Consider the following 25,213-nt stretch of genomic DNA (forward strand, 5'->3'; position numbering starts at 1 on the left):
ATGAAGTATCGGTGAATCCGCGCGAAACCCTTGATTGTCTGGCCCCACCGCCATGTACACGTCTACCCTGTACGGGATCCAACTGTCCGATCACAGAGGACCTCTCGATGAATACGCTGAACTCAGCGTTGCCGCGCCGGGACTCGGGGCCCAACGAGGAGGCTGCATGCGCCGGGGAGCGGTAGGACCGGACGAATGGAACGGCGGGCGCAAGCCCGTGATCCTTGCCCTGGACGACGATCCCCAGGTCCTCCGAGCCCTACGCCGCGACCTGCGCAGCGCCTATGCCGACAGGTACTTGATCATCACGGTCCACTCCGGCAAGGAGGCGATGCGGATCCTCGACACGCTGACCGAGCGGCGCCAGGATCTCGCCCTGCTGCTGGTGGACCAGCGCATGCCGGACGTCCCGGGCGTACAGTTCCTCACGGAGGCGGTCGGACGCTTCCCGGAGGCGCGCCGTGTCCTCCTGAGCGCCTACCCCGAGCGGGAACTCGTCGGCCCCGGCGCCGACCTGGCCTTTCTGGACCAGTACCTGCCCAAGCCCTGGGGGCCCCCGGAGGAGCGGCTCTATCCCGTGATCGACAATCTGCTGGAACAGTGGTGGACCGCCACGGTCGGCCGATTACTGGCCGAACCGACGGCCGGCGCCGCCGCACTGCCGACGATGGTGCTGGTGCCGGACGCCGACGTGCTGCTCGCCCCCGGCGAGCCCGACCTGATCGAGCACCTGGGCCGGGCGCCCAGGGCCGCGATGCCGCACTACGAGTGCGTCATCGTCGGCGGCGGGCCGGCCGGCCTCTCGGCGGCGGTCCAGGCAGCCGCCCAGGGGCTGCGGACCCTGCTGGTCGACGCCCAGCAGTACCTCGGCGGCCAGGCGGTGAGCGCCCCCCTGATCGAGAACTACCTGGGCCTCCCCTCCGGTCTGTCCGGCGCCGAACTGACCCGGCGCGCCACCCTGCAGGCCGTCCGGCTGGGCGCCGAACTCATCTGCCCGGCAAGGGTCATCGGCCTGCGCCGGGAGGACCCGGTGAAGATCCTGGTCCTGGCCGACGGCTCCGAGACCACCGCCGAGAGCGTGCTGCTCTCCCCCGGCGTCGTCTACAACCGGCTGGAGGCGCGCCGGTCGGCCCGGTTCGAGGGAGCCGGCCTCTACTACGGGCTGGCCGGCACGGAGACCCAGTCCTGCATCGCCCAGCGGGTGGTGGTCATCGGCGCGGCCGACACCGCCGGCCAGGCGGCGGTCCACCTGGCCAAGTTCGCGTCCGAGGTCACCCTGCTGGTACGGGCCGCCTCGCTCTCCGCCAGGATGTCCCGCTACCTGGCGGACGAGCTCACCCGCACCCCCAACATCTCGGTGCGCACCCGCACCACCGTGCGGGAGTTCCAGGGCGGCGAGCGGCTGGAACAGGTCGTGCTGCACAGCGCCGTGGACGACACCCTGAGCGTGCTGCAGACGCACTTCGTCTTCACCTTCATCGGGGCGCGCCCGCGCACCGACTGGCTCGGCGACGTGGTGGAACTGGACGACCACGGATTCGTGCTCACCGGTTCGGATCTGGTTGCCAATGGCGGTGAAGTACCGATGGAGTGGAGTCTGGAACGTGCTCCCTATCCGCTGGAGACCAGCGTCCCCGGAGTGTTCGCCGCGGGTGATGCACGGGCCCGCTCGGTCAAGCGGGTGGCCGCCGGAGTGGCGGAGGGAGCCATGGCCGTGGACGTGATCCAACGCTATCGAATGTCGGGTTAGCACATTCGGTATGAATCACCCGAGCGCATGATCGCGTACAACCGGTCGGGCCTTGCGTGGCGCATTCCCGAGATGTAATCATGATTACGTCTCATTCTCGTATCCGGTCCTCGTCCGCTCCACCTGACCGAGCAACTGACGAAGGGAGGTCGTCTCCATGACGACCACTGTCGAGTACATCCGCTACCGCATCGCCCCGGAGCAGCACCAGGCCTTCGAGCAGGCCTACACCACGGCCGCCGAGTCGCTGGCCGCCGCACCGCAGTGCATCGACTACGAGCTCAGCCAGTGCCACGAGGAGCCGGACCGCTTCATCCTGCGGATCCGCTGGACCTCGCTGGAGGACCACCTGGAGGGCTTCCGCAAGGGCGAGCACTTCCCCGCCTTCTTCGCCGCGGTGCGGCCCTTCTTCAACTCCATCGAGGAAATGCAGCACTACACCGTCGGCAGCGTGGTCGGCTCCGGCAAGGGCGCAGGACGGGAGTAGCCGTGACACCGAGCATCTACGACTGGGCCGGCGGGTCCGAGGCGCTGGGGCGCCTGACCGAGGTGTTCTACGGGCACGTCCTGGAAGACCCGGTCCTGGCACCGGTGTTCGCGGACATGGACAAGAACCATCCGCAGCACGTCGCGCTCTGGCTGAGCGAGGTCTTCGGCGGGCCGCGCAACTACACGGCCGAGCGCGGCGGGCACCCGCACATGGCCGGCCGGCACCTGGGCCGGGGCATCACCGAGGTCCAGCGCCGCCGCTGGGTCAGCCTGCTGATGGACGCGGCCGACGAGGTGGGCCTGCCCACCGACCCGGAGTTCCGGGCGGTCTTCACGTACTACATCGAGTGGGGCACCAGGATGGCCATGATCTACTCCGGCGAGCACCCGCCGCCGGTGGACGCGGCGGAGGTCCCGGTCTGGGAATGGGGACAGACGCCGCCCTGGCAGCCCGCGTCGCCGTGAAGCCACGCACACCTCATCTTCCCCATCACGCCCTGCCAACTCTGGGAGTCAGTCATGTCAGCAGTGAGCAGCCCCTTAACGGCCGTGATCGACACCTTCTCCGGCGCCTGGGACTTCCTGGCGAACTCCTTCCCCGTCACCATCCGCCTCGACGGACGCGCGTATCCGTCCGTTGAGCATGCCTACCAGGCATCCCGGGTGCGAGGTCCGGCACTGCGGGCGCTGATCGCCGCGACCCCGGATCCGAGGCGGGCCTGCCAGCTGGCCGCCAGCCATCCCGAGCGCGCGGACTGGCAGGAGGCCAGAGTCGTCGTGATGCGGCAACTGGTGGAGCAGAAGTTCCGCGAACCGACCCTGCGCGAGCGGCTGTTGGCCACCGGTTCGTGCGAGCTGGTCGCCGGTCACGACGACGACGACTTCTGGGGCGGCGCCGCCCAGGGGCAGAACAGCCTGGGCCTGATCCTGATGGCGGTCCGCGCCGAGGCCTGCCGGCAGGCCGGCGCCGGCGGCTACGAGCGCCGCTCGGCCGAGGCGCTGGGCGGCTCCGCGGGCGCGCTCGGCCTCGCCGCGCAGGCGCTGATACCCACCAGCCACGGGGTGTTCACCGCGCGCGGCTACCGGGGCGTGCTCCAGGGCCAGGAGCAGGTGGCGCTCACCCTCGGCTCCTTCCGCGGCGCCGCCCGGGTGCTGGTGCGGGTCCACTCCGAGTGCCTGACCGGCGAGTCCTGGGGTTCGCTCCGCTGCGACTGCGGCCCCCAGCTGGACGCCGCGATGGCCGCCATCGCGGCGGAGGGCTGCGGGATCATCCTGTACCTGCGCGGCCACGAGGGCCGCGGCATCGGCCTGCTGGCCAAGCTCCGGGCCTACGCCCTCCAGGACGCCGGCTTCGACACCGTGGACGCCAACTCCGCCCTGGGGCTGCCGGAGGACGCGCGCGACTACCGGCTGGCCGCACAGATCCTCGACGACCTGGACGTCCGGTCGATCCGGCTGCTCTCCAACAACCCGGACAAGTCCGACTCGCTGGCCCGGCTCGGGATCGACGTGGTGGAGCGGGTGCCGCTCTTCGTGGCCCCGAACCCGCACAGCCTGGCCTACCTGGTCGCCAAGCGCGACCGGATGGGCCATGACCTGCCGGACCGGATGGACACCAGATTCGCCTGACCGGAGCAGTTGACACCGCTCACGTCCATGGCTGTTCATCGATGGGTACGACCATAGGCACGACCTGGGGGGTACCACGGTGCTGTTGGACACGTTCGGCCGTCGGGCCGTCGATCTGCGGGTGTCGCTGACCGACCGCTGCAATCTGCGTTGCGGCTACTGCATGCCGGAGGAGGGCCTGCCGTGGCTGCCCAAGGCGGAGCTGCTCACCGACGCGGAGGTGGTCCGTCTGGTCACCCTCGCCGTCGGTGAGCTGGGCGTCCGCGAGGTGCGCTTCACCGGTGGGGAACCGCTGTTGCGGCCCGGGCTCCCGGGGATCCTCGCCGCCTGCGCGGCGCTCGAACCCCGGCCCGACCTGTCGCTCACCACCAACGGCATCGGCCTGGCCCGGACCGCCCCGGCGCTGAAGGCGGCGGGCCTCGACCGGATCAACGTCTCCCTGGACACCCTCGATCCGGTCACCTTCCGCGACCTCACCCGCCGCGACCGGCACGCCGACGTCCTGGCCGGACTCGCGGCGGCGGACGCGGCGGGCCTCCGTCCGGTGAAGCTCAACACGGTGCTGCTGCGCGGCCGCAACGACCATGAGGCGGCGGACCTGCTGTCCTGGTCGATCGACCGCGGCTACCAGCTCCGCTTCATCGAGCAGATGCCGCTCGATGCCCAACACGGTTGGGACCGGGCCCAGATGGTCGGCGCCGAGGAGATTCTGGCCCGCCTCGGCGAGCGCTTCGGGCTGACTCCGGAGCCGGACGGGCAGCGGGGCGCGGCGCCCGCCGAACGCTGGCTGGTCGACGGCGGTCCCGCCACTGTCGGGGTCATCGCCAGCGTCACCCGGCCGTTCTGCCGGGCCTGCGACCGGACCCGGCTGACCGCGGACGGCCAGGTCCGCAACTGCCTGTTCGCCACGGGCGAGACCGACCTCCGGGCCGCGCTGCGCGGCGGCGCCGACGACCGGGAACTGGCTGAGCTGTGGCGCAAGGCCATGTGGGGCAAGTCGGCAGGCGCGGGCATCGACGACCCGTCGTTTCTTCAGCCAGACCGTCCGATGTCCGCCATCGGCGGATGACCGCACAGCCGCCACCGGCGGACGACCGCCGGGCACGAGCAGTACGAGGAGGAGTCCGATGACCCCGCGCTTCCAGAGCCGTCCGGTACCGCCCCCCGACCACACCGCCCGCTACGGCCCGCACCCCGAACAGACGGTGGACCTGCGGGTGTCCGAGAACGCGGGCAACACGCTGGTCGTGCTGATCCACGGCGGCTTCTGGAAGCACGAGGAGGACCGCGCGGCCGTGGGCCCGCTCGCGGACGCGCTCTCCCAGGCCGGCTTCATCGTCGCGGTGCCGGAGTACCGTCGCGTCGGCCACCCGGACGGGGGCTGGCCGGGGACCTTCGACGACATCGCACTGTTCTTCGAGGCCCTGCAGCTGATCTGCCGGGCCCACGGGCTCCGGCCCGAGCGCATCGTCCTGGTCGGGCATGCCGCCGGCGCGCACCTCGCGCTCTGGGTGGCCGGTCGGCGCAGGCTGCCGATCGACGAGGACAACGGCTGGCGCTCGGACTGGCACCCCGACGCCGTGGTGGCCCTGGCCGGCTGCTCCTCGCTCGACCTGGTCGACGCCTTCGGGCTGGGCGACGACGCGGCGGCCGGCCTGCTCGGCGGCAGCGTGGCCAACGTCCCGGCCCGCTACGCCATCGCCGACCCGGTGGCGCTGCTGCCGCTGGGCGTCCCGGTCACCCTGCTGCACGGAGCCCGCGACGAGCACGTCCCGGTGGTGGTCAGCCGGCTGTTCGCGACCTGGGCCGGACGGGCCGGGGACCGGGTGCGGCTGGTGGAGTTCCCCGACCTCGAACACACCGCCCTGCTCGACCCGCGGGCGGCGTCCTGGCCGGAGCTGCTGTCCGCGCTCAAGTAGGTTGCCTCATCCGGCCGTTCCGGCGGCCACCCAGTCCTGGGTGCCGTCGGCGAAGTGTTCGTGCTTCCAGATGGGGACCTCGTGCTTGAGGGTGTCGATCAGCCGTCGGCACGCCTCGAACGCGTCCCCGCGATGGGCGGCGGAGACGGCGACGATGACGGCCGTGTCACCGATGGCCAGCAGACCGGTCCGGTGCACGGCCGCCAGGGCGAGCACCGGGTGGTCGACGCAGATCTTCTCGGCCACCCGGCGCAGCTCGGCCTCCGCCGTGGGGTGGGCGCTGTACTCGAGCGCGCTGACGGCCCTGCCCCCGTTGTGGTCCCGGACAGTGCCGACGAACAGGTCGGTGGCCCCGGCCGCATCGTGCCGAACGGCGCGGTGGACCTCGTCCAGGGAGAGAGCGGTGTCGCGCAGACCGAGCAGACGGATCGGGTCACTGGTGGTCATGGTGTCCATCATGGCCATGGCTCGCCCGTTCGAAACTGGCGTGTGCGTTTCGTCCCGGATCGCTCCCGGGTCGCGCGCGGACCGCTCCCGGGCCATGAACCGGTGCGGCCGCACCGTCCGGCTCAGACCGGCGAGGTGCCGCGCGGCAGCTGTCCGGTCCGGGCCGCCTCCGCGAGGTACGCCAGCAGCACGCGCCGCAGCTCGCGTGCGGCCCGGGGCGGCTCGACGTCCCGGCGGTGCGCCAGGCCGATCGTGCGGTGCAGGCCCGGTGGGACGAACGGGGTGACCCGCAGCGGGCGCTGGTCGGCGACCATGCTGGGCAGCACGGCGAGGCCGAGCCCCGCCTCGACCATGGCCAGCACCGCGTCCATCTCACCGCCCTCCACCGCGAAGTCCGGCTCGAAGCCCTCGGCCCGGCAGGCCGCCATGGTGGCCTCGCGCAGGTCGTAGCCGTGGCGGAACATCACCAGCGGGTGGCCCCGCAGCTCTCCCACCGCTATCCGCCCCTCGGTGGCCGGTGGGGCGGCGGTCGGCGGGACGACGTCCGGCGCGGAGACCACCACCAGTTCCTCGCGCAGCAGCTCGGTGGTGGCCAGGGCCGGGTCGTGGCTCTGCAGCGGCAGGATCAGCAGGGCCAGGTCGAGGCTGCCGGTGGCCAGCCCGCCCACCAGGTCCCGGGAGCCGCCCTCCTCGACCAGCAGCCTGATGGCCGGATGCTCGCGGTGGAAGACCCGCAGCACCTGCGGCAGCAGGCTGGTGCACAGGCTCGGGGTCGCCCCGAGCCGTACCCGGCCGCTGCGCAGGCCCGCCACCTCCTGCACCTCGATCCGCGCGGACTCCGCGTCGGCAAGGATCCGCCTGGCCAGCGGCAGCAGGGCCTGGCCGGCGTCGGTGAGGGTGATGTTGCCCCGGGCACGGTGGAAGAGGTCGGCGCCCAACTCGGACTCCAACGCGCGGATCTGCTGGGAGAGGGAGGGCTGGGCGACGTGCACCCGCTGGGCGGCGCGGGTGAAGTGCCGGGTCTCGGCGACCGCCAGGAAGTAGCCGAGCTGCTGGAGCTGCATACCGTCGACCGTAGCAGTCAATAGGCATCAGCTATCGAAACGAGCAGAATCATGTCTTTGACCTGTCATGGCCCGGGTACCTACCGTCGTGGACGTGGCAGTAGCGACTCGGACGGCTCGACCGTCCACAACCCGGACGCTCTGGTCCTCCACCATCGGCAAGAAGGCCGTGATGGCGGTGACCGGCGTGATCATGCTCCTCTTCCTCATCGTCCACATGCTGGGCAATCTGAAGATCTTCTTCGGCGCCCCGGACTTCAACGCCTACGCGGCCTGGCTGCGCACCATCGGCGAGCCGGTGCTGCACCGGAGCTGGTACCTCTGGGTCCAGCGGGTGGGTCTCGTCATCTGCGTCGTGCTGCACGCGGTCTGCGCCTACCAGCTGGCCCGCCGCGACCTCAGGGCCCGCGGTCGGCGCTACGCGCACGGCGGGCCGGCCGGCAGCTCCTTCGCCACCCGGACCATGCGCTGGGGCGGCGTGATCATCCTGCTGTTCCTGGTCTGGCACATCCTGGACCTGACCACCGGGACGCTGAACCCGCTGGGCGAGGCCGGCCACCCCTACCAGAACATCGTCGCCGACTTCCAGAACTGGTGGGCGAACGTCATCTACATCGTGGCCATGGCGGCGCTCGGACTGCACATCCGCCACGGGGTGTGGAGCGCCGCCCAGACGCTCGGCGCCAACGGCCCCCGCAGCGGTCCGATCCTCCGGACCGCCAGCTGGGTGCTGGGCCTCGTCCTCTTCGCGGGCTTCGTCACCGTGCCCGTCGCCGTCATGACCGGAGCCGTGCACTGATGACCGATCACTCCGCACCGACCGACTACACCGACTACGCCCTCGGCGACCCCGTCCGCGACACCAGGGCGCCCGGCGGCCCGATCGCGGACCGCTGGAACACCCGCCGCTTCGAGGCCAAGCTGGTCAACCCGGCCAACCGGCGCAAGCACACCGTCATCGTGGTCGGCACCGGCCTGGCCGGCGGCTCGGCCGGCGCCACCCTGGCCGAACAGGGCTACCACGTGGTCCAGTTCTGCTACCAGGACTCCCCTCGTCGCGCTCACTCCATCGCCGCCCAGGGCGGCATCAACGCGGCGAAGAACTACCGCAACGACGGTGACAGCGTCCACCGGCTGTTCTACGACACGGTCAAGGGCGGCGACTTCCGCGCCCGCGAGTCCAACGTCCACCGGCTCGCCGAGATCTCCGTGCAGATCATCGACCAGTGCGTGGCCCAGGGCGTGCCCTTCGCCCGCGAGTACGGCGGGCTGCTCGACACCCGCTCCTTCGGCGGCGTCCAGGTCCAGCGCACCTTCTACGCGCGCGGCCAGACCGGGCAGCAGCTGCTGCTCGGCGCCTACCAGGCGCTCTCCCGGCAGATCGCGGCCGGCAACGTCGAGATGCACGCCCGCACCGAGATGCTCGACCTGCTGGTGGTCGACGGCCGCGCCCGCGGCATCGTCGCCCGCGACCTGATCACCGGCCGGGTCTCGACCCACTTCGCCGACGCCGTGGTCCTGGCCTCCGGCGGCTACGGCAACGTCTTCCACCTCTCCACCAACGCGAAGAACTCCAATGCGACGGCCGCCTGGCGGGCGCACCGCCGCGGCGCCTACTTCGCCAACCCGGGCTTCACCCAGATCCATCCGACCTGCATCCCGCGCTCCGGCGACCACCAGTCCAAGCTCACCCTGATGAGCGAGTCGCTGCGCAACGACGGCCGGATCTGGGTGCCGAGGACCAAGGGCGACACCCGCAGTCCCGACCGGATCCCCGAGGACGAGCGCGACTACTACCTGGAGCGGATCTACCCCTCCTTCGGCAACCTGGTGCCGCGCGACGTCGCCTCCCGGGCCGCCAAGAACGTCTGCGACCAGGGGCGCGGCGTCGGCCCCGGCGGGCTCGGCGTCTACCTCGACTTCGCCGACGCCATCCGGCGGTCGGGCCGGCCGGCGGTCGCGGAGAAGTACGGCAACCTCTTCGAGATGTACCGGCGGATCAGCGGCGAGGACCCGTACCGGGTGCCGATGCGGATCTACCCGGCGATCCACTACACCATGGGCGGCCTCTGGGTCGACTACGACCTGCAGACCACCGTCCCCGGCCTGTTCGCCATCGGCGAGGCCAACTTCACCGACCACGGCGCCAACCGGCTGGGCGCCTCGGCCCTGATGCAGGGCCTCGCGGACGGCTACTTCGTGCTGCCGATGACCCTCAACGACTACCTCGCCCGCAACCCGGACCAGGCCCCCGTCGCCGAGGATCACCCCGAGGTGGTCTCCGTGGTCGCGGAGACCACCGAGCGGCTGCGGCGGCTGCTGGAGAACGACGGCGACCGCAGCCCCGACTCCTTCCACCAGGAGGTCGGCGAGCTGCTCTGGGAGTACTGCGGGATGGTCCGCAGCGAGGAGGGCCTGCGCAAGGCGCTGGCCCGGATCCCGGAGATCCGCGCGGAGTTCTGGCGGCGGATCAGGGTGCCTGGCAGCGGCGACGAGCTCAACCAGACCCTGGAGAAGGCGAACCGGGTGGTCGACTACCTGGAACTCGCCGAACTGCTCTGCCTGGACGCGCTGCACCGCACCGAGTCCTGCGGCGGCCACTTCCGGGTGGAGTCGCAGACGCCCGACGGCGAGGCCGCCCGCAAGGACGAGGAGTTCTCCTACGCCGCCGCCTGGGAGTTCACCGGCAGCGGCGCCGCCCCCGTGCTGCACAAAGAAGAGCTCGTCTTCGAGTACGTCCACCCCACCCAGCGGAGCTACGCGTGAACCTCACCCTGCGGATCTGGCGCCAGCGCAACGCCGACACCCCGGGCGCCATGGTCGCCTACCGGGTCGAGGACGTCTCGCCCGACATGTCCTTCCTGGAGATGCTGGACGTCCTCAACGAGGACCTGATCCACCGCGGCGAGGAGCCGGTGGCCTTCGACCACGACTGCCGCGAGGGCATCTGCGGCATGTGCTCCCTGTTCATCAACGGCGAGGCGCACGGTCCCGAGCGCGCCACCACCACCTGTCAGCTCCACATGCGGCACTTCGCCGACGGGCAGACCGTGGACATCGAGCCCTGGCGGGCCACGGCGTTCCCGGTGGTGAAGGACCTGGTGGTGGACCGCTCCGCGTTCGACCGGATCATCCAGGCCGGCGGCTGGATCACCGCGCCGACCGGCTCCGCCCCCGAGGCCCACTCGACGCCGGTCCCGAAGCCGGACGCCGACCTGGCCTTCGAGAACGCCGAGTGCATCGGCTGCGGCGCGTGCGTGGCCGCCTGCCCCAACGGCTCGGCGATGCTCTTCACCAGCGCCAAGGTCACCCACCTGAACACCCTCCCCCAGGGCGCGCCGGAGCGCGAGAGCCGGGTCCTGGACATGGTCGCCGCCATGGACGACGAGGGCTTCGGCGGCTGCACCAACACCGGCGCCTGCACCGCGGCCTGCCCCAAGGGCATCCCGCTGACCAGCATCGCCACCATGAACCGCGAGTTCCTCCGCGCCGCCCGCCGACAGCCGTCGGCTTCCCGCCGCGGCTGACGCCGGTCGGTCCGGCCGCCCCGCCGGGCGGCCGGGTCAGGGCTGCGGTGAACTCCCCCGGCGGGAGCGGGCGATGCCCCAGCCGACCAGCGCCGCGGCCAGGACGGTCAGCACCAGGGCGGCCGCCGTGGCCGCCTCGTGGAACTGGGCCCGCTGGTGCGGGCTCCAGCTCGACCTGGCGAGGCCCCCGGTGAACAGCGCCGCGAGGATGGTGCCGCTGACCGCGATCCCGATTCCGGTGGTGACCTCGCTGGCGGTGTCGACCAGCGCCGCGCCGATGGTGGTGCGGTTCTTCGGGAGGCCGCGCATCACGTTGGTCCCGGCGACGACGCCGACCACCCGCAGTCCGGCCGCGACCAGCACCAGCGCCAGCGCCACCCACACGTACCCGAACCGGCCCAGCACTCCGTAGACGGCGAGTCCGGACACCACCGCTCCGGCGCCGAGCCAGCCGGCCTGGTCCAGGCCGACGCGCCTGACCAGCGGGCCGATGACCGCACCGCCGGCGATGAGCACCACCACCTGCGGCAGCATGCCGATGGCAGCCCGGGCCGGCGTCCAGCCCCAGTCGAGCTGGAACTGCAGCGTCACCAGGTAGCCGAGGCCGGCCGTCGCCAGCCCGGACGCGGCCTTGAACGCCAGACCGCTCGACACGAGCGGACGGGCCACGAGCCCCAGGTCGAGCAGCGGATGGCGGGCAGTCCGCTCGCGGAGGACGAAGAGGACCCCCATGGCGACGGCTGCCGCCGCGGTCGTCCAGGGGAGCCACGACGGGCCGCTGCCGTCGACGAACAGCGTCGGCGCCACCAGTGTGAGCAGGATGGTCGCCGTGCCCAGCAGCGCGCCGACGACGTCGATCGGGTCGCGGTGCAGGTCCTCCGCCCGGTCGGCGGGGATGCCGCCGCGGATGCCGATGAACGCCAGTGCGGCGACGGGCACGTTCGGCAGCAGCAGGACCTGCCACGGGGCGAAGGCGAGCACGAAGCCGCCCGCCGTGGGCCCGATCCCGAGTCCGACCAGGCCCACCGTCGAGATCAGCGCCGTCGCGCGGACGCGCAGCCCGTCCGCGTCGAACAGGCGGAAGGCCAGGGCCAGCGAGCCCGGTGTGGTCATCGCGGCCGCGACGCCCATCGCCGCACGGACCAGGATGAGCTGTTCCACGGTGGTGACGAACACCGTCAGCAGACTGGTCACGCCCAGCAGCACCAGCCCGACCAGCATGATCCGGCGGCGGCCGACCCGGTCGGCCAGCGCCCCGAGCGCCAGCATCAGGCCGCCGAACACGACCGCGTAGGCGCCGGTCACCCACTGCAGCCCGGCCGCCGACGCGGACAGGTCGCGCCCGATGGTCGGCAGCGCGACATTGAGGATCGAGTTGTCCAGCATCTCGAAGAGGAACACGGCTGAGAGCCCGGCCAGGGCCACCCATGCCTCTCGGAGGGATCGGGGCGAGCGAGGAGCCTCGGTGACGGCTCCGACCGGTTCGACGGCCCGGCGTTGGCGACGGGTAAGCACTGCGCACTCCTTCGATGTGAAGAAGTGGCGGCTCGTTCGATACCGCGTGCGCGCGTGTGCCCCGGCCCGCCCTGCCGACAGATGTCGGCCACCCGGCGGTGAGCTCACGTTTTTACTTCCGGTCCGCCCAGCCTACATGCGTCCGGGCCGACCGCGCCGGCAACGAGGGGAGGTTGCCGGGCGGAGCCCGGTCGGTGGGTGTGCGGTAGGTTGCCCGCCATGACTGAAACAGGGTCCGTCACCTGGCCGCCCGCCCCGATCAGGACCGAGCGGCTGGTGCTCCGCGAGCCCGAGGCGCGGGACCGTGCGGCGATCATCGAACTGCTCGCCTCGCCGGAGGTGGGCGCCTACCTGGGCGGCCCGCGAGCGCGCGACGAGCTGGAGCGCGCCCTGCCCCAGACGCCCGAGCGGCGCCTCGGCCGCTTCGCGGTCGAGCTCGACGGAGCGATGATCGGCACCGTCGAGCTCAACCGGCGCAATGCGGAGCACCTGAGCCAGGTCCGCCCGGACGCCGGGGAGGCCGAGCTCGGCTACCTGTTCCTGCCGCAGGCCTGGGGACACGGGTACGCCGCCGAGGCGTGCGCGGCGGTACTCGGCTGGTTCGCCGACGCACGTCCCGACCGGTCGGTGGTGCTCTGCACCCAGACCGCCAACGACCGCTCGATGCGCCTGGCGGCGAGGCTGGGGTTCACCGAGGTGCAACTGTACGAGGCCTGGGGCGCCGAACAGTGGATGGGCATCCGGTCCCCGGCCGCGCCGCCCGTCTGAGCGCGCGCCTGCCGCAGCGCCCCGGCCCGGCGGCCTACCGGCGGCTGCCGCGCAGCAGTCGGGTCAGCCGGTGCCAGCGTTCGGTCCAGCTGGACGCCCGGTGGCGACCGGCGGGCAGCGGAGCGGGGGCGGCGAGCGCCGGTCCCGGGTGGTCCTGGGCCGTGGACGGCTCGGGCTCGGCCGGCTCGACCGGGGTGAACACGACCGGCAGGGCCACCAGGTGACGGGTGATCAGCGAGGCGACCCAGCGCAGCTCGGTCTCCGGCACGGCCAGCCGGATCTCCGGCAGCCGGGTCAGCAGGACGTCGATCCCGGTGTCGGCGACGGCCCGGCCGATGTCCTGCCCGGGGCACTCGTGCGGACCGCCGCCGAAGGAGAAGTGGGAGCGGTTGCCGTGCACCGGGGCGCTCAGGTCGGGCCGGATCGACGGATCGACGTTGGCGGGCGCCGGACCGAGCAGCAGCATGTCCCCGGTCCTGATCTGCTGACCGCCGAGCTCGGTGTCGCCGGTGGCCCAGCGGCCGAGGATGGTCGACATCGGCGGGTCGTCCCAGAGCACCTGCTCCAGCGCGTCCGGCAGGGTCATCCGGCCGCCGGCCAGCGAGGCTCGGAAGCGCTGGTCGGTGAGGACCACCCGGAGGGTGTTGGCGATCAGGTTGGCGGTGGACTCGTAGGCGGTCATCAGCACCAGCCGCAGGTGCTCCACCATCTCGTCGTCGGAGAGCCCGGCCGGGTGCGCGATCAGCGAGGAGGTGAAGTCCGCGCCGGGCGCCGCCCGCTTCCGCGCCACGACCTGACGCAGCGTCATCACGATGTAGTCGTTGCTGGCCAGGGCGGTGCTGGTGCCCTTGACCAGGTCCCGGGCGGCGTCGACCAGGCGCGGGCCGTACTCCTCCGGCATGCCCAGCAGCTGGGTGAGCACCAGCATCGGCAGGTGCTCGGCGAACTGGCTCACCAGCTCGGCCCGGCCGTAGCCGGCGAAGCCGTCGATCAACTGGTCGGCAGCGCGGGTGACATGGCGGCGCACACCGCGGCGGTCGAACCGGGCCAGGCCGTCGGTGACGGCCGCGCGCAGCCGCTGGTGCTCCTCGCCGTCCATGAAGGTGCACATCGGCTGCCAGGTGGCGATGGGCGCGAGCGGGTTGGTCGGGGCGACCCGGCCCTCCAGCAGGTCGCGCCACTTGCGGGAGTCCCGGGAGAAGCGGGTGGGGGTGCGGGCGACATCCAGGTTCTCCTGGTAGCCCAGCACCAGCCAGGCCGGCAGGTCGCCCTCGACCAGGACCGGGGCCACCGCGCCGTGCTCGGCGCGCAGCTTCTCGTACAGGCCCCGGGGGTCGGCCTCGGCCTCGGGCCCGTACAGCCGGCGGACGGCGTCGGCGCCCCCGGCGTGCGCCGGGCAGCCGGGGGGCGGCACGGCTCCAGGGACCGGTCCGGAGGCGGGGGCTGCTCCGGGGGCCTGGGGCTGCTCCGGTGGGGAGAGGGTCACGGTCGCTCCGGTCTGTTCGCATCGGGTATGGCGGAGGCGGTTCGCCCGCGCGCGGGCGGCTCGGGGGCCGCCGCCAGCGCGTGCAGGTGGCGCATCAGGGTCATCAGCACGTCGCGGCTGGACTCGCGCAGGCGCGCGTCGCAGGCGACGATCGGCACGTGGGCGGGCAGGTCCAGCGCGGCCCGTATCTCCTCCAGCGGGTAACGGGGCGCGTTGGGGAAGGTGTTGACGGCGACCACGAAGGCCACGCCCCGGTCCTCCAGCCGCTCGATCACGTCGAAGCTCACTTCGAGCCGACGCGTGTCGACCAGCACCACCGCACCGAGGGCCCCGTCGAACAGACCGTTCCAGAGGAACCAGAAGCGCTGCTGGCCCGGCGTCCCGAAGAGGTAGAGCACCAGTTCGTCGTTGATGCTGATCCGGCCGAAGTCCATGGCCACGGTGGTCGAGGTCTTGCGCTCCACCCCCGCCGTGTCGTCCACGCCGACCCCGGCCTGGGTCATCGTCTCCTCGGTGGTCAGCGGGCGGATCTCGCTCACCGCGCCGACCAGGGTGGTCTTGCCGACGCCGAAGCCGCCGACGATCACGATCTTCACGGCCGCGGTGGCCGTGTCCGGCAGGACGTCCTCGCTGCGCGGCCCGGCGACAGTGTCCGGCCGGGTGGCCGTGTCAGAGCCGTTGGAGTCCATTGATCACCGCCTCGATCAGCTCGACGTCCGGGAAACGGGCCATGGTGACGGGCGCCCGGGCCTGTACCCGCTCCTCCGCCAGCAGATCGCCCACCAGCACCGTGACCACGCTGAACGGCAGCGCCAGGTAGGCGGAGAGCTCCGCCACCGAGAGCGGGTACCGGCACAGCCGGAGGATCGCCGCCTGCTCCGGCGGCATCTCCGGGCTCGGCTCGGCCCGGGAGACGATCAGCGTCACCAGGTCCAGCGACGTCCCGCCGGAGGCCCCGCTCCGCCCCTTGGTGATCACGTAGAGGCGTTCCGGGCTGCCCTCCGCCCAGTCCGCCGCCGGGCCGGTCACGCGGGCTGCTCGTCGACGCGCGGACCGGTGCTCAGGTGCTCGCCGATCCGGGCCACCAGGTCCCGCATCCGCGCGCCCATCAGTCCGGCGTCCACCCCCTCGTCGGCCAGGACCGCGAGGTAGGCCCGGGCCCCGGCCGCCATCAGGTAGAAGAAGCCGCCGGTCATCTCGATCACGACCAGCCGCATCTGCCCGTCGCTGTGCGGCAGTTCGGTGGCCACGGCCGCCGCCAGGCTCTGCAGTCCGGCACAGGCGGCGGCCAGCCGGTCGGCGGTGTCCAGGTCCGTGCCGTACTGGGCCATCCGCAGGCCGTCGGCGGACAGCACCACGATGTTGCGGGTCTGCGGGACGCTGACCGCCAGGTCCTTGAGCATCCAGCCCATGTCGGCCTGTTGCTGAAGCACGACTACTCCACTTCGTCCGACGAGTCGTCACTGATGTACGTGGCCCTGCCCCCGGTCGGCGTCGGCTCCGGGTCGTTCACCGCGCCGTGGAAGGCCGACAGCCACATGCCCGGCGGCTCCGGGGCGGCGGACGGCGCCCCGCCCGGGCCCGGGCCGCCGCGCGGGCCCGGCCCGGGGCCCATCGCGCCGGCCGGCGCCGCCGAACCGCGGCGGCGGCGCTGCGGCAGCCCGCCCGGGGTCCTTCCGGCGATCACCGGGGCCTCGTCGTCCTCCTCCGTCCAGAGCCGGCGCACCGGCGGCTCCGGGACCGGCCGCGAGCGGCCGGGGTCGGCGGCGCCGTCCCGTTCGGCGAGGGGGCGGGGCTCCGGGACCGGCACCCTGGCGCCGTAGGAGGCGCCGAGGCCCGGGAACCGGCCGGCGGTGGCCGTGGTGATCAGATTCGGCGGCACGATCAGCACCGCGCGCACCCCCCGGTACGCCGAAGGCCGCAGCGAGACCTGGAAGTTGTGGGCCCGTGCGAGTCGGCCGACCACGGCCAGGCCCAGCCTCGGCGTCTCGCCGAGGTCGTTCAGGTCGATCCCGGCCTGGGCCTCCTCCAGCATCCGCTCGGCCCGGATCCGCCCCTCCTCGCTCAGGCCCAGGCCACCGTCCTCGATCTCGACGGCGATGCCGGCCTGGACGTCGACGGCGGTCAGGTGCACCCGGGTCTGCGGCGGGGAGTACAGGGTGGCGTTGTCGAGCAGCTCGGCGAGCGCGTGGATCAGCGGCTCCACGGCGGGGCCGACGATGGCCACCTCGGACACCGAGTGCAGTTCCACCCGCTGGTAGTCGAGGATCCGCGACATGGCCCCGCGCAGCACGTTGTACAGCGGCACCGCATTGCCCCACTGACGTCCCGGGCGGGTGCCGCCGAGGACCGCCATGCTGTCGGCGAGCCGACCGACCCGGGCGAAGCCGTGGTCGAGCTGCAGCAGGTCGTTGAAGACCTCCGGGTTCCGGCCGTGCCGGTGCTCCATCTCCTGCAGGTCCTGGGCCTGCTGGTGGACGATGGCCTGCACCCGGCGGGCGATGTTCACGAAGGCGCGCTGTGCGGACTCGCGCAGGTTCTCCTCGGCCGCCACGGCGCCGAGCACCGAGCGCAGCACCGCCGCCTGCGAGTCCTGGAACCGGGGCAACCCCTCGACGTCGACGTCGTCCGGCTCTCCGTCCGGCGCTCCTCCCAGCGCGCCCTCGGGTCCGTCGGCGACGGCGTCCCGGAGCACGTCCTCGACGAAGTCGCCCCGCTGGATCCGGGCGACGGCCTGCGGCAGCAGGACCTCGCCGAGCCGCGCGGTCTGCACCTCCTGCCGGGCCAGCCGACGTTCCAGCGCGGCGCTCCGGTCGCGCAGCCGGGTGAGCTCCTGCCCCCTGCGTAACGCCTCGGTGGCCAGCAGGGCCACCGCGACCAGCGCCGCCGCGCCGCAGAGGTACGCCGCCGTCCGCGATCCGGCCGGCACCACCGCCGCGGCCACCGCGACGGCGGCCACCACCACGGCCGCCGGCAGCAGCCAGGGGAGCACAGGGGCGGCTCGCCGCCCTGCGGGTGACGCTCCAGCACCAACCATTCGGTTTCCTCCGTCGAATTCCGTGCGGCAGCGGCAAGGTCCCGGGCAGCCCGGACAAAGGGGGCGCACCGTACCCAAGCGCCACCAGCTCCCCACCGGAGGCAGCCTATGCAGATCCATGGGGCGTACGGGCGAGCAACGGCGAGATCCCGCAAGCTGGTTGATCCAAGTTGACACGCGCCTGCCGATAGCGCTATACGCACGGACGGACACCGTCGGTCACCGGAACGGGCTAACTCTCGGCCCCGTACCAGAGGGTGGTGATGTTGCAGAACTCCCGGATCCCCTCGGCGGAGAGCTCCCGGCCGTAGCCGGAGCGCTTGACGCCGCCGAACGGCAGCGCGGGGTGCGAGGCCGTCATCCCGTTGAAGAAGACGCCGCCCGCCTGCAGGTCACGGGCGATCAGGCGCTGCTCCTCGGGGTCCCGGGTCCAGGCGTTCGAACTGAGGCCGAAGGGCGTGTCATTGGCCAGCGCCAGGGCCCCGGCCAGGTCCTCGACCCGGTAGAGGGTGGCCACCGGGCCGAAGCACTCCTCCCGGTGGATCCGCATCTCCGGGGTGATCCCGGTCAACACGGTCGGCTCGTAGAACCACCCGTCCGGGCGATCCACCGGTCGGCGGCCCCCGCACTCCACCGTGGCGCCCCGGCGCACGGCGTCGTCCACCAGCTCCTCCAGGTCGGCCCGGCCGCCCTCGGTGGCCAGCGGCCCGACCTCCACGCCCTCCTCGGCCGGGTCGCCGACCCGCAGCGCGGCCATCCGGGCGACGAAGGCCGCGGCGAAGGCGTCGTGGACGTCCCGGTGCACGATGAAGCGCTTGGCCGCGATGCAGGACTGGCCGTTGTTCTGCACCCTGGCGGTGACCGCGACCTGGGCCGCGCGGGCGACGTCCGCCGAGGGCAGCACCAGGAACGGGTCGCTGCCGCCGAGTTCCAGCACCGTCTTCTTCACCTCGTCCCCGGCGATCGCGGCGACCGAGCGGCCGGCCGCCTCGCTGCCGGTGAGCGTCACCGCCGCGACACGGGGGTCCCGGATCACGCCCTCGACGGCGCCGGAGCCGATCAGCAGGGTCTGGAAGCAGCCCCTCGGGTAGCCCGCCCGGGTGAAGACGTCCTCCAGCAGCAGGGCGGTCTGCGGCACGTTCGAGGCGTGCTTGAGCAGGGCGACGTTCCCGGCCATCAGGGCGGGCGCGGCGAAGCGGATCACCTGCCAGAGCGGGAAGTTCCAGGGCATGACCGCCAGCACCGGCCCGAGCGGCCGGTACCGGACCACGGCCCGGACCGCGCCCGCGTCGGCGACGTCGGCCGGCTCCGGGGTCTCGTCGGCGAGCAGCCCGGCCGCCCGGCCGGCGTACCAGTTCATCGCCTTGACGCACTTGTCGACCTCGGCCAGGGCCTGCCGCAGCGGCTTGCCCATCTCGGTGGTGACGGTCCTGGCCACGGCCTCGCGCTGGAGCGACAGGTGTCCGGCCGCGGCCCGGAGCAGCGCCGCCCGCTCCTCGAAGGTCGAGGTCCGGTGGGCTTCGAAGGCGGTCGCGGCACGGGTGAGGCAGCCCTCGACCCCGGCGGCGTCCAGCGGCTCGAAGGTCTCCAGGGTCTTCCCGGTGGTCGGGTCGATCGTCGCGATGGGCACGGGACATCCACTCCTACAGGTGACGGTGTTCAGGAAGGACCGGCGGGCGGGCTCGGCACGGGCCGCGCGGCGCACCCGGCACCGGTTTCACCCTCCCCCATCAACGCCGGAACGTCGCCCCGACGGCGGGGACGGCCCGGGCCGGGCAGCCCTCAGGACGGCTCGGGGCCGATGCCGAGCAGCGGCTCCCCCTCGGGGCCGCGGAGCTCCAGCCGCGCGGGCGGGGTCCGCCCCCGATCGGTGTAGTGCCGACGGATCTCGGTGAGCACGGTCGGCAGTACCGCCTCGGTGTCGGCGGAGACCGGCCCCTGCTGGAGCCAGCGGAGGGACAGGGTCCACTCCGCGCCGCCCTCGGCCCGCTCCGGCGCCGTCGGCTCGGCGGCGACGGCGACCTTCTCCAGTGCGGCCACGATCGCCGCCATGTCCTCGGGGTCGATGCGCCGGGGGTCGCCCTCCACCAATGCCTCAGTCATGGCTGTCGGATACCCGGTCCCACGGTTCACACACGTTCCGGTCGCCCCAGTACTTCCCCGTCGCGACCGAACGGCTCAGCGCCGTCCGCGACGGCGCGGCAGCGAGGCCTCGGTGCCGACGCCGGACAGGTGCAGCGCGAGCAGCGCCAGTCCGAGCAGCAGCAGACTGATGGGTGAGAAGATCGCGTCGACGCTGATGTCGGCGGCGTTGATCACGAAGGCCGCGGCGAACGCGACGACGGCTGCGAATCCCAACACGGGAACCTCTTCCTCTGGTTCGGACCTACGGGGGCGTTCAGCGCCCGCCGTGCGCCGCAGCGCTCGGGGTGCCGACGAGCGCCTACCCCGTCCCCCCGGATGCACCACCGGCCGGGCCGGATCCGGGCCCAGGTTCTAGCCTGTTGCTCCTGGTGTGCTGGCCGGTCCCGGTGGGGTCGGTCGTCGGACGAAGGACGCGAGGGAGCCATGACGGGGGCCACGGGCGCAGCGCCGGGAGAGCCGGGGGGCGACCGCCGCAGGCGGACAGGGCGGCGGTTCCGGGGCCGGTCCGGTTCGGGGGCGGCGCGGCGGCTGCGCGAACTGACGCCCGGTGAGCGGCGGCGGGCGACGGCCGTCAGCGCCGGGCGCAGCGTCCTCGCCACCGCGACCGTCGTCGCCCTCTACTACGTGCTGCCGCTGAACGGCGGCCCCGCCGACCTCTGGGCGGTGCTGCGGCTCGTCCTCGGCGCGCTGCTCTTCATCGTGGTGATGGTCTTCGAGCTGCGCCGCATCCTCCGGGCCGGCCTGCCGCAGCTGCGCGCGGTCGAGGGCCTGGCGCTGGCGCTGCCGCTGTTCGTGACCCTGTTCGCCGGCGCCTACGTGTCCCTCGCGCACCTGGCCCCCGGCAGTTTCACCCAGCCCCTGAACCGGACGGCCGGCCTGTACTTCGCCGTCGTGACCCTGGGTACCGTCGGCTACGGCGACATCGCCCCGAAGACCGATGCCGCCCGCATCCTGGTGAGTGTCCAGATCCTGGTGGACCTGGCCTTCCTCGCGCTGCTGCTGCGGCTCTTCGTCGGCGCCGCCCGCCTGGGCCTGAGCCGCGAGGAGCCCACCGATCCTGGCGGGGCCGCCGATCCCGGGGGGAGCGCCGCACCGCGTCGGCGGTGACGTTCGGCGTGGGCCGCTGCGGCTGCTTCGATCCTCATCCAGCTCTCCCTCGGTGTGCCTGGATGCGTACCTCCGGCCCCGCTGCGCCAGAGCGTAGCTTCGCGCCTATTCCCTCGCAATACTTCGATGTATTTGCGCAAAATAGAGCAAGTGCATTGCAAGAAATGTAGATTCGGCGACGGAACGGCCGCCGCACCCCTCCTCGCCCCCGGCACGGCAACGGCCGCGAGCCGTGGATCGCCGAGGCCGGGCCGGCTCCGCGCGGCCCGCTCGGCCGGATGCGGCACCCCGCCGGAGCCGTCGATCCGCCCCCGACCAGCGATTCCACGGCCGCCCGGGCCCGCACCCTCCTGCGGACTGACCCCGCCCCCGGAGCCCCGAGCCCTACTTTCGATCTTGCAGATAAAAGTCGTGATTCCACAAAGATGTGTCGAGATATTGCGTGCAGATGGCCAGCACGTTACGGTCCCCCTTGCATAGGCCCCTTCCCCCACTATCCGCACCGGTCAGCCGACCTCCTCGCCGCCCAGCGTGCCCGACCGCGGCGAGGCGTCCCGCTGTGCTCCGACGCAGCACCGGCCCCGGTGTGCCGTCCTGCTCCCCCACCCCCTTGACCACGGCGCGTCCGGCCACGGATCCGGCGTTCCGTGTCGAAAGGAGCACCAGGTGTACCAGTCCCTCCTAGGCCTGAGACGAGCTCTCGTCCTGGCCGTCGTCACCGCCCTGGTGGCCGCCTTCGGCGTGCTCACCCTGGCGATCCAACCCGCAGCGGCGGCCACCCCCGCAGACGCTTCCGGCACTGCCGCCGCCACCGGCGGCAACGGCGCGAACCAGCCGTACGCCGAGGTACTGGCACAGAACTCGGCCACCAACGGGACGGTCATCGGCCCGAGTTACACCCAGGGCCAACTGGCCGACGAGGCCGTGGGCCGCAAGGCGGTGACCCTCCAGGGCACCGGCAAGTACGTCACCTTCACCACACCGGTGGCGACCGACTCGATCGACTTCCGCTACAGCATCCCGGACAGCTCGGACGGGTCGGTCTACACCGCACCGCTGTCGATGTACATCAACGGGGTGGCCCAGCCCGACTTCACCCTGACCAACGCCTACAGCTGGTACTACGGCAGCTACCCGTTCGTGAACACGCCCAGCTCCGGCACCCCGATGCACTTCTACGACGAGGTGCACCGGCTCTTCAACACCACCTACCCGGCCGGTACGACCTTCACCCTGCAGGTCAACTCCGAGGACACCGCCTCCTCCTACACCATCAACCTGGCCGACTTCGAGAACGTCGCCGCGCCACTGGCCCAGCCCTCGGGCTCGGTCTCGGTGGTGAGCGAGGGCGCCGACCCGACCGGTGCGGCCGACTCGACCGCCGCCTTCAACGCCGCGATCGCCGCGGCCGGCGCCGGCGGCACCGTCTGGATCCCCAGCGGCACCTACGACATCCCCGGCCACATCATCGTCAACGACGTGACCGTCGAGGGCGCCGGCATGTGGTACTCGACCATCACCGGTGCTGCGCCCGGCTTCTACGGCAACGGGGCGCCGAGCAACTCGCTCCCGGCGAGCACCAACGTCCACCTGGCCAACTTCGCGATCTCCGGCAACGTCCAGGTGCGTGACGACGCCGACCAGGTCAACGGCATCGGCGGCGCGATGAGCAACTCCACCGTGTCGGACATCTGGATCGAGCACATGAAGGTCGGGGCCTGGATGGACGGCCCGATGACCAACCTGACCTTCACCGGGATGCGCATCCGGGACACCACCGCGGACGGCATCAACCTGCACGGCGGCGTCACCGACTCGACCGTCACCGACAGCAGCATCCGCAACACCGGTGACGACGGCATCGCACTGTGGGCCGACTCCAGCCTCGGCGCCGACGCCTACGACACCATCTCCGACAACACGGTGATGCAGAACCAGCTCGCCAACGGCATCGCGGTCTACGGCGGCAACAACAACACCGTGACCGGCAACCTGGTCGAGGACACCGGCATCAACCAGGGCGGCGGCATCACCGCCGCGCAGCGGTTCACCTCCACCCCGCTCGGCCTGACCACGATCTCCAACAACACCATGATCCGCGACGGCCAGCTCGACCCGAACTGGCAGTTCGGCGTCGGCGCGCTCTGGTTCGACGGTGAGCAGGGCGCCGTCGCCGGACCGATCAACGTCACCAACGCGCTGATCGAGCAGAGTCCGTTCGAGGCGGTGCAGTGGGTCGAGGGCACCGTCAACAACGTCAACCTCAACAACGTGACCATCGCCGGCACCGGTACCTTCGCGATGCAGGAGCAGGATCCCGGCACGGCGACGTTCACCAATGTCACCGCGACCGGCGTGAACGGACCGACCCCGGGCATCTACAACTGCGAGGGCGGCGGCTTCACGGTCACCGACGGCGGCGGCAACTCCGGCGTCATCTCCAGCTCGCCGTACTGCGGCCCCTGGCCCACCGCGGTCTACCCGCCGTACCCGGCCTCCGGGGTCACCACCGCCCCCAGCGCGCTCAACTTCGGCTCGCTGGCCACCGGTTCGACCAGCACCGCGCAGACGGTGACGGTCTCCAACCCGACCGGCTCGGCCGCGGCCGTCTCGTCCATCGCCGCCACCGGTGACTTCGCGCAGACCAACAACTGCGGCTCTTCCATCGCGGCCGGCGGCTCCTGCACGGTCAGCGTGACCTTCACGCCGACCGCCTCCGGCAGCCGCACCGGCACCCTGACGGTCAACGCCGGCGGGGTCACCAACACCACCACCCTCTCCGGCACCGGCATCGCGCCGGGACCGGTGCTCAACGCCGCCCCGGCGAGCCTGTCCTTCGCCGGGACTGTGGTCGGCAAGTCGGCCACCGCCCAGACGGTGACCGTGACCAACTCGGGCACCAGCTCGGCCAGCGTCTCCGGCGTCTCGGTCACCGGCGACTTCAGCCAGACAAACAACTGCTCCTCGATCGCGGTCGGCGCGAGCTGCGCCGTGACCGTCACCTTCACCCCGACCACCAACGGCACCCGCACCGGCACGCTGACCGTGGCCGGCAACGCCAACAACAGCCCGACCACGGTCGCGCTGACCGGGACCGGCATCAACAGCTCCACCAACATCGCGCTCAACCAGCCGGCCTCGGCCAGCTCGGCCAACGGCTCCTACGTCGCCGCCGACCTGACCGACGGCAACACCTCCAGCTACTGGGAGAGCACCAACGGCGTGTTCCCGCAGTGGGCCCAGGTCGACCTCGGCCAGAACTACAGCATCGGCCAGATCGTCCTCACCCTGCCGCCGTCGACGGCCTGGGCCGCCCGCACCGAGACGCTGTCGGTGCTGGGGTCCACGGACGGGACCAACTTCTCCACCATCGTCGGCTCGGCCAACTACACCTTCGACCCGAACGCCAACAACAACACGGTCACCATCCCCTTCGCCGCCACCACGGCGCGGTACGTGCGGGTGAACATCACCGCCAACACGGGCTGGGCGGCCGGCCAGCTCTCCGAGTTCGAGGTCTTCCCCAGCGGCAGCGGCGGCAGCTCGTCGTCCACGCTGTCGGTCGCCCCGACCTCGCTGAGCTTCGCCGGTCAGGCGCTGAACACCACCAGCGCCGCCCAGTCGGTCACCGTGACCAACACCGGCACCGCGGCGGCGAGCGTCTCCTCCATCGCCACCAGCGGCGCCTTCGCGCAGACCGACACCTGTGGCTCGGCCATCGCGGCCGGCGCCTCCTGCGCGGTCGCGGTCACCTTCACCCCGACCGCGGCCGGTACTGCCACCGGCACCCTCACCATCGCCGGCAACGCGTCGAACAGCCCGGTCACGGTCGCGCTGACCGGCACCGGGACCGGCACGGCTAGCACCAACCTGGCGGCCGGAGCGGCCACCAGCGCCTCCGGCTACACCCAGAACTACGTCCCGGCGAACATGACGGACGGCAACCAGAGCACCTACTGGGAGAGCACGGACAACGCCCTGCCGCAGTGGGCGCAGGTCGACCTCGGCTCGGCGCACAGCGTCAGCCGGATCGTCCTGGAGCTCCCGGCCGGCACCGCCTGGGCGGCCCGCAACCAGACCCTGTCCGTCCTGGGCAGCACCGACGGCAGCACCTTCACCACCGTGGTGCCGTCCGCCACCTACACCTTCGACCCCAACGTCAACAACAACACGGTCACCATCACCTTCCCGGCGACCACCCAGCGCTACCTCCGGCTGAACATCACCGCCAACACCGGCTGGCCGGCCGGCCAGATCTCCGAGTTCCAGGTCTGGAACGTCTGACCGGCAACCGGTTCTGACGGTTTCGGAGGGTCCGCCCCGGAGTACT

The 25,213-nt window shown here is 72.2% G+C and carries 23 protein-coding genes; 12 read left to right on the forward strand and 11 right to left on the reverse strand.

Going from position 1 to position 25,213, the window contains the following annotated elements; genetic code table 11:
* The first annotated feature begins 166 nt into the window (after positions 1 to 166).
* The 6 genes from BS75_RS06655 to BS75_RS06680 all read left to right on the forward strand — a co-directional run bounded on the left by BS75_RS06655 (position 167) and on the right by BS75_RS06680 (position 5,787).
* On the forward strand, positions 167 to 1,750 hold the full coding sequence (locus tag BS75_RS06655) for an FAD-dependent oxidoreductase (protein ID WP_042438990.1): 1,584 nt from the start codon (positions 167 to 169) through the stop codon (positions 1,748 to 1,750).
* A 157-nt stretch (positions 1,751 to 1,907) separates the two neighbouring features.
* Entirely contained in the window at positions 1,908 to 2,237 is a 330-nt protein-coding gene (locus BS75_RS51875; protein WP_034087535.1) for a putative quinol monooxygenase, read from the forward strand.
* A 2-nt stretch (positions 2,238 to 2,239) separates the two neighbouring features.
* A complete protein-coding gene (locus tag BS75_RS51880) occupies positions 2,240 to 2,704 on the forward strand; it encodes a group II truncated hemoglobin (protein ID WP_034087536.1) in 465 nt (154 codons plus the stop codon).
* 63 nt (positions 2,705 to 2,767) lie between these two features.
* Positions 2,768 to 3,868 carry a GTP cyclohydrolase II gene (ribA, locus tag BS75_RS51355; protein WP_160312284.1) on the forward strand — a complete coding sequence of 367 codons (1,101 nt, stop codon included), beginning with the start codon at positions 2,768 to 2,770 and terminating at the stop codon, positions 3,866 to 3,868.
* A gap of 79 nt (positions 3,869 to 3,947) precedes the next feature.
* Positions 3,948 to 4,937 carry a GTP 3',8-cyclase MoaA gene (gene moaA / locus BS75_RS06675; RefSeq protein WP_034087537.1) on the forward strand — a complete coding sequence of 330 codons (990 nt, stop codon included), beginning with the start codon at positions 3,948 to 3,950 and terminating at the stop codon, positions 4,935 to 4,937.
* 58 nt (positions 4,938 to 4,995) lie between these two features.
* Positions 4,996 to 5,787: an alpha/beta hydrolase family protein gene (locus BS75_RS06680; RefSeq protein WP_034087538.1), complete on the forward strand. Its 792-nt coding sequence runs from the start codon at positions 4,996 to 4,998 to the stop codon at positions 5,785 to 5,787.
* A gap of 6 nt (positions 5,788 to 5,793) precedes the next feature.
* On the opposite strand, the gene BS75_RS06685 is transcribed toward BS75_RS06680, so the two are convergent.
* Together BS75_RS06685 and BS75_RS06690 are read right to left on the reverse strand one after the other, a co-directional pair.
* Positions 5,794 to 6,243, reverse strand: coding sequence for a molybdenum cofactor biosynthesis protein MoaE (locus BS75_RS06685; RefSeq protein ID WP_231608104.1), 450 nt, complete (start codon positions 6,241 to 6,243; stop codon positions 5,794 to 5,796).
* 113 nt (positions 6,244 to 6,356) lie between these two features.
* Complete coding sequence (locus BS75_RS06690; RefSeq protein WP_034087540.1) at positions 6,357 to 7,298, reverse strand: LysR family transcriptional regulator; 942 nt, start codon at positions 7,296 to 7,298, stop codon at positions 6,357 to 6,359.
* 94 nt (positions 7,299 to 7,392) lie between these two features.
* Here BS75_RS06690 and BS75_RS06695 point away from each other — a divergent pair, with 94 nt between their 5' ends.
* The 3 genes from BS75_RS06695 to BS75_RS06705 are packed head-to-tail and all read left to right on the forward strand — an operon-like array spanning position 7,393 to position 10,825.
* Positions 7,393 to 8,097, forward strand: coding sequence for a succinate dehydrogenase cytochrome b subunit (locus BS75_RS06695; protein WP_081983219.1), 705 nt, complete (start codon positions 7,393 to 7,395; stop codon positions 8,095 to 8,097).
* Positions 8,097 to 10,064 (forward strand): fumarate reductase/succinate dehydrogenase flavoprotein subunit, encoded by a 1,968-nt coding sequence (locus BS75_RS06700; protein WP_034087542.1) that lies wholly within the window; start codon positions 8,097 to 8,099, stop codon positions 10,062 to 10,064. The genes BS75_RS06695 and BS75_RS06700 overlap by 1 nt, the downstream gene beginning before the upstream one ends.
* Positions 10,061 to 10,825, forward strand: coding sequence for a succinate dehydrogenase/fumarate reductase iron-sulfur subunit (locus BS75_RS06705; protein ID WP_034087543.1), 765 nt, complete (start codon positions 10,061 to 10,063; stop codon positions 10,823 to 10,825). Before BS75_RS06700 ends, BS75_RS06705 begins: the two co-directional genes overlap by 4 nt.
* A 36-nt stretch (positions 10,826 to 10,861) precedes the next feature.
* Here BS75_RS06705 and BS75_RS06710 read toward each other — a convergent pair whose 3' ends face one another.
* Positions 10,862 to 12,340 carry an MFS transporter gene (locus BS75_RS06710; protein ID WP_231607695.1) on the reverse strand — a complete coding sequence of 493 codons (1,479 nt, stop codon included), beginning with the start codon at positions 12,338 to 12,340 and terminating at the stop codon, positions 10,862 to 10,864.
* Between the two features lie 219 nt (positions 12,341 to 12,559).
* On the opposite strand from BS75_RS06710, the gene BS75_RS06715 reads away from it, so the two are divergent.
* Positions 12,560 to 13,108: a GNAT family N-acetyltransferase gene (locus BS75_RS06715; protein ID WP_034087545.1), complete on the forward strand. Its 549-nt coding sequence runs from the start codon at positions 12,560 to 12,562 to the stop codon at positions 13,106 to 13,108.
* A gap of 34 nt (positions 13,109 to 13,142) precedes the next feature.
* Here BS75_RS06715 and BS75_RS06720 read toward each other — a convergent pair whose 3' ends face one another.
* The 8 genes from BS75_RS06720 to BS75_RS06755 all read right to left on the reverse strand — a co-directional run bounded on the left by BS75_RS06720 (position 13,143) and on the right by BS75_RS06755 (position 19,992).
* Positions 13,143 to 14,594: a cytochrome P450 gene (locus BS75_RS06720; RefSeq protein WP_408022520.1), complete on the reverse strand. Its 1,452-nt coding sequence runs from the start codon at positions 14,592 to 14,594 to the stop codon at positions 13,143 to 13,145.
* Positions 14,591 to 15,283, reverse strand: coding sequence for a GTP-binding protein (locus BS75_RS06725; protein WP_081982146.1), 693 nt, complete (start codon positions 15,281 to 15,283; stop codon positions 14,591 to 14,593). Before BS75_RS06725 ends, BS75_RS06720 begins: the two co-directional genes overlap by 4 nt.
* Positions 15,264 to 15,623 carry a DUF742 domain-containing protein gene (locus BS75_RS06730; RefSeq protein ID WP_034087547.1) on the reverse strand — a complete coding sequence of 120 codons (360 nt, stop codon included), beginning with the start codon at positions 15,621 to 15,623 and terminating at the stop codon, positions 15,264 to 15,266. The genes BS75_RS06725 and BS75_RS06730 overlap by 20 nt, the downstream gene beginning before the upstream one ends.
* On the reverse strand, positions 15,620 to 16,006 hold the full coding sequence (locus tag BS75_RS06735; RefSeq protein ID WP_174515068.1) for a roadblock/LC7 domain-containing protein: 387 nt from the start codon (positions 16,004 to 16,006) through the stop codon (positions 15,620 to 15,622). The genes BS75_RS06730 and BS75_RS06735 overlap by 4 nt, the downstream gene beginning before the upstream one ends.
* Before the next feature lie 23 nt (positions 16,007 to 16,029).
* Entirely contained in the window at positions 16,030 to 17,631 is a 1,602-nt protein-coding gene (locus tag BS75_RS06740; RefSeq protein WP_231607696.1) for an ATP-binding protein, read from the reverse strand.
* 232 nt (positions 17,632 to 17,863) lie between these two features.
* The gene (locus BS75_RS06745) at positions 17,864 to 19,261 is read right to left on the reverse strand and encodes an NADP-dependent succinic semialdehyde dehydrogenase (protein ID WP_034087549.1); all 1,398 of its coding nucleotides are present in this window, start codon (positions 19,259 to 19,261) and stop codon (positions 17,864 to 17,866) included.
* A 152-nt stretch (positions 19,262 to 19,413) separates the two neighbouring features.
* Complete coding sequence (locus BS75_RS06750; RefSeq protein ID WP_152646223.1) at positions 19,414 to 19,734, reverse strand: hypothetical protein; 321 nt, start codon at positions 19,732 to 19,734, stop codon at positions 19,414 to 19,416.
* A 75-nt stretch (positions 19,735 to 19,809) separates the two neighbouring features.
* Entirely contained in the window at positions 19,810 to 19,992 is a 183-nt protein-coding gene (locus BS75_RS06755) for a hypothetical protein (RefSeq protein WP_034087551.1), read from the reverse strand.
* Positions 19,993 to 20,199: 207 nt separating this feature from the next.
* On the opposite strand from BS75_RS06755, the gene BS75_RS06760 reads away from it, so the two are divergent.
* Together BS75_RS06760 and BS75_RS06765 are read left to right on the forward strand one after the other, a co-directional pair.
* Entirely contained in the window at positions 20,200 to 20,883 is a 684-nt protein-coding gene (locus BS75_RS06760; RefSeq protein ID WP_052069248.1) for a potassium channel family protein, read from the forward strand.
* Between the two features lie 666 nt (positions 20,884 to 21,549).
* Complete coding sequence (locus BS75_RS06765; protein WP_034087552.1) at positions 21,550 to 25,167, forward strand: discoidin domain-containing protein; 3,618 nt, start codon at positions 21,550 to 21,552, stop codon at positions 25,165 to 25,167.
* The last annotated feature ends 46 nt before the right edge of the window (positions 25,168 to 25,213 follow it).

It is taken from the genome of Streptacidiphilus albus JL83 (assembly GCF_000744705.1).
In the GTDB taxonomy this organism is placed as follows: Bacteria; Actinomycetota; Actinomycetes; order Streptomycetales; family Streptomycetaceae; genus Streptacidiphilus; species Streptacidiphilus albus.

Coding starts and splice junctions, on each gene's coding strand:
- BS75_RS06655 (WP_042438990.1), top strand. CDS start 167: ATGCGCCGGGGAGCGGTAGGACCGGACGAATGGAACGGCGGGCGCAAG.
- BS75_RS51875 (WP_034087535.1), top strand. CDS start 1,908: ATGACGACCACTGTCGAGTACATCCGCTACCGCATCGCCCCGGAGCAG.
- BS75_RS06680 (WP_034087538.1), top strand. CDS start 4,996: ATGACCCCGCGCTTCCAGAGCCGTCCGGTACCGCCCCCCGACCACACC.
- BS75_RS06685 (WP_231608104.1), bottom strand. CDS start 6,243: ATGGACACCATGACCACCAGTGACCCGATCCGTCTGCTCGGTCTGCGC.
- BS75_RS06690 (WP_034087540.1), bottom strand. CDS start 7,298: ATGCAGCTCCAGCAGCTCGGCTACTTCCTGGCGGTCGCCGAGACCCGG.
- BS75_RS06700 (WP_034087542.1), top strand. CDS start 8,097: ATGACCGATCACTCCGCACCGACCGACTACACCGACTACGCCCTCGGC.
- BS75_RS06715 (WP_034087545.1), top strand. CDS start 12,560: ATGACTGAAACAGGGTCCGTCACCTGGCCGCCCGCCCCGATCAGGACC.
- BS75_RS06725 (WP_081982146.1), bottom strand. CDS start 15,283: ATGGACTCCAACGGCTCTGACACGGCCACCCGGCCGGACACTGTCGCC.
- BS75_RS06735 (WP_174515068.1), bottom strand. CDS start 16,006: ATGGGCTGGATGCTCAAGGACCTGGCGGTCAGCGTCCCGCAGACCCGC.
- BS75_RS06740 (WP_231607696.1), bottom strand. CDS start 17,631: ATGGTTGGTGCTGGAGCGTCACCCGCAGGGCGGCGAGCCGCCCCTGTG.
- BS75_RS06750 (WP_152646223.1), bottom strand. CDS start 19,734: ATGACTGAGGCATTGGTGGAGGGCGACCCCCGGCGCATCGACCCCGAG.
- BS75_RS06760 (WP_052069248.1), top strand. CDS start 20,200: ATGACGGGGGCCACGGGCGCAGCGCCGGGAGAGCCGGGGGGCGACCGC.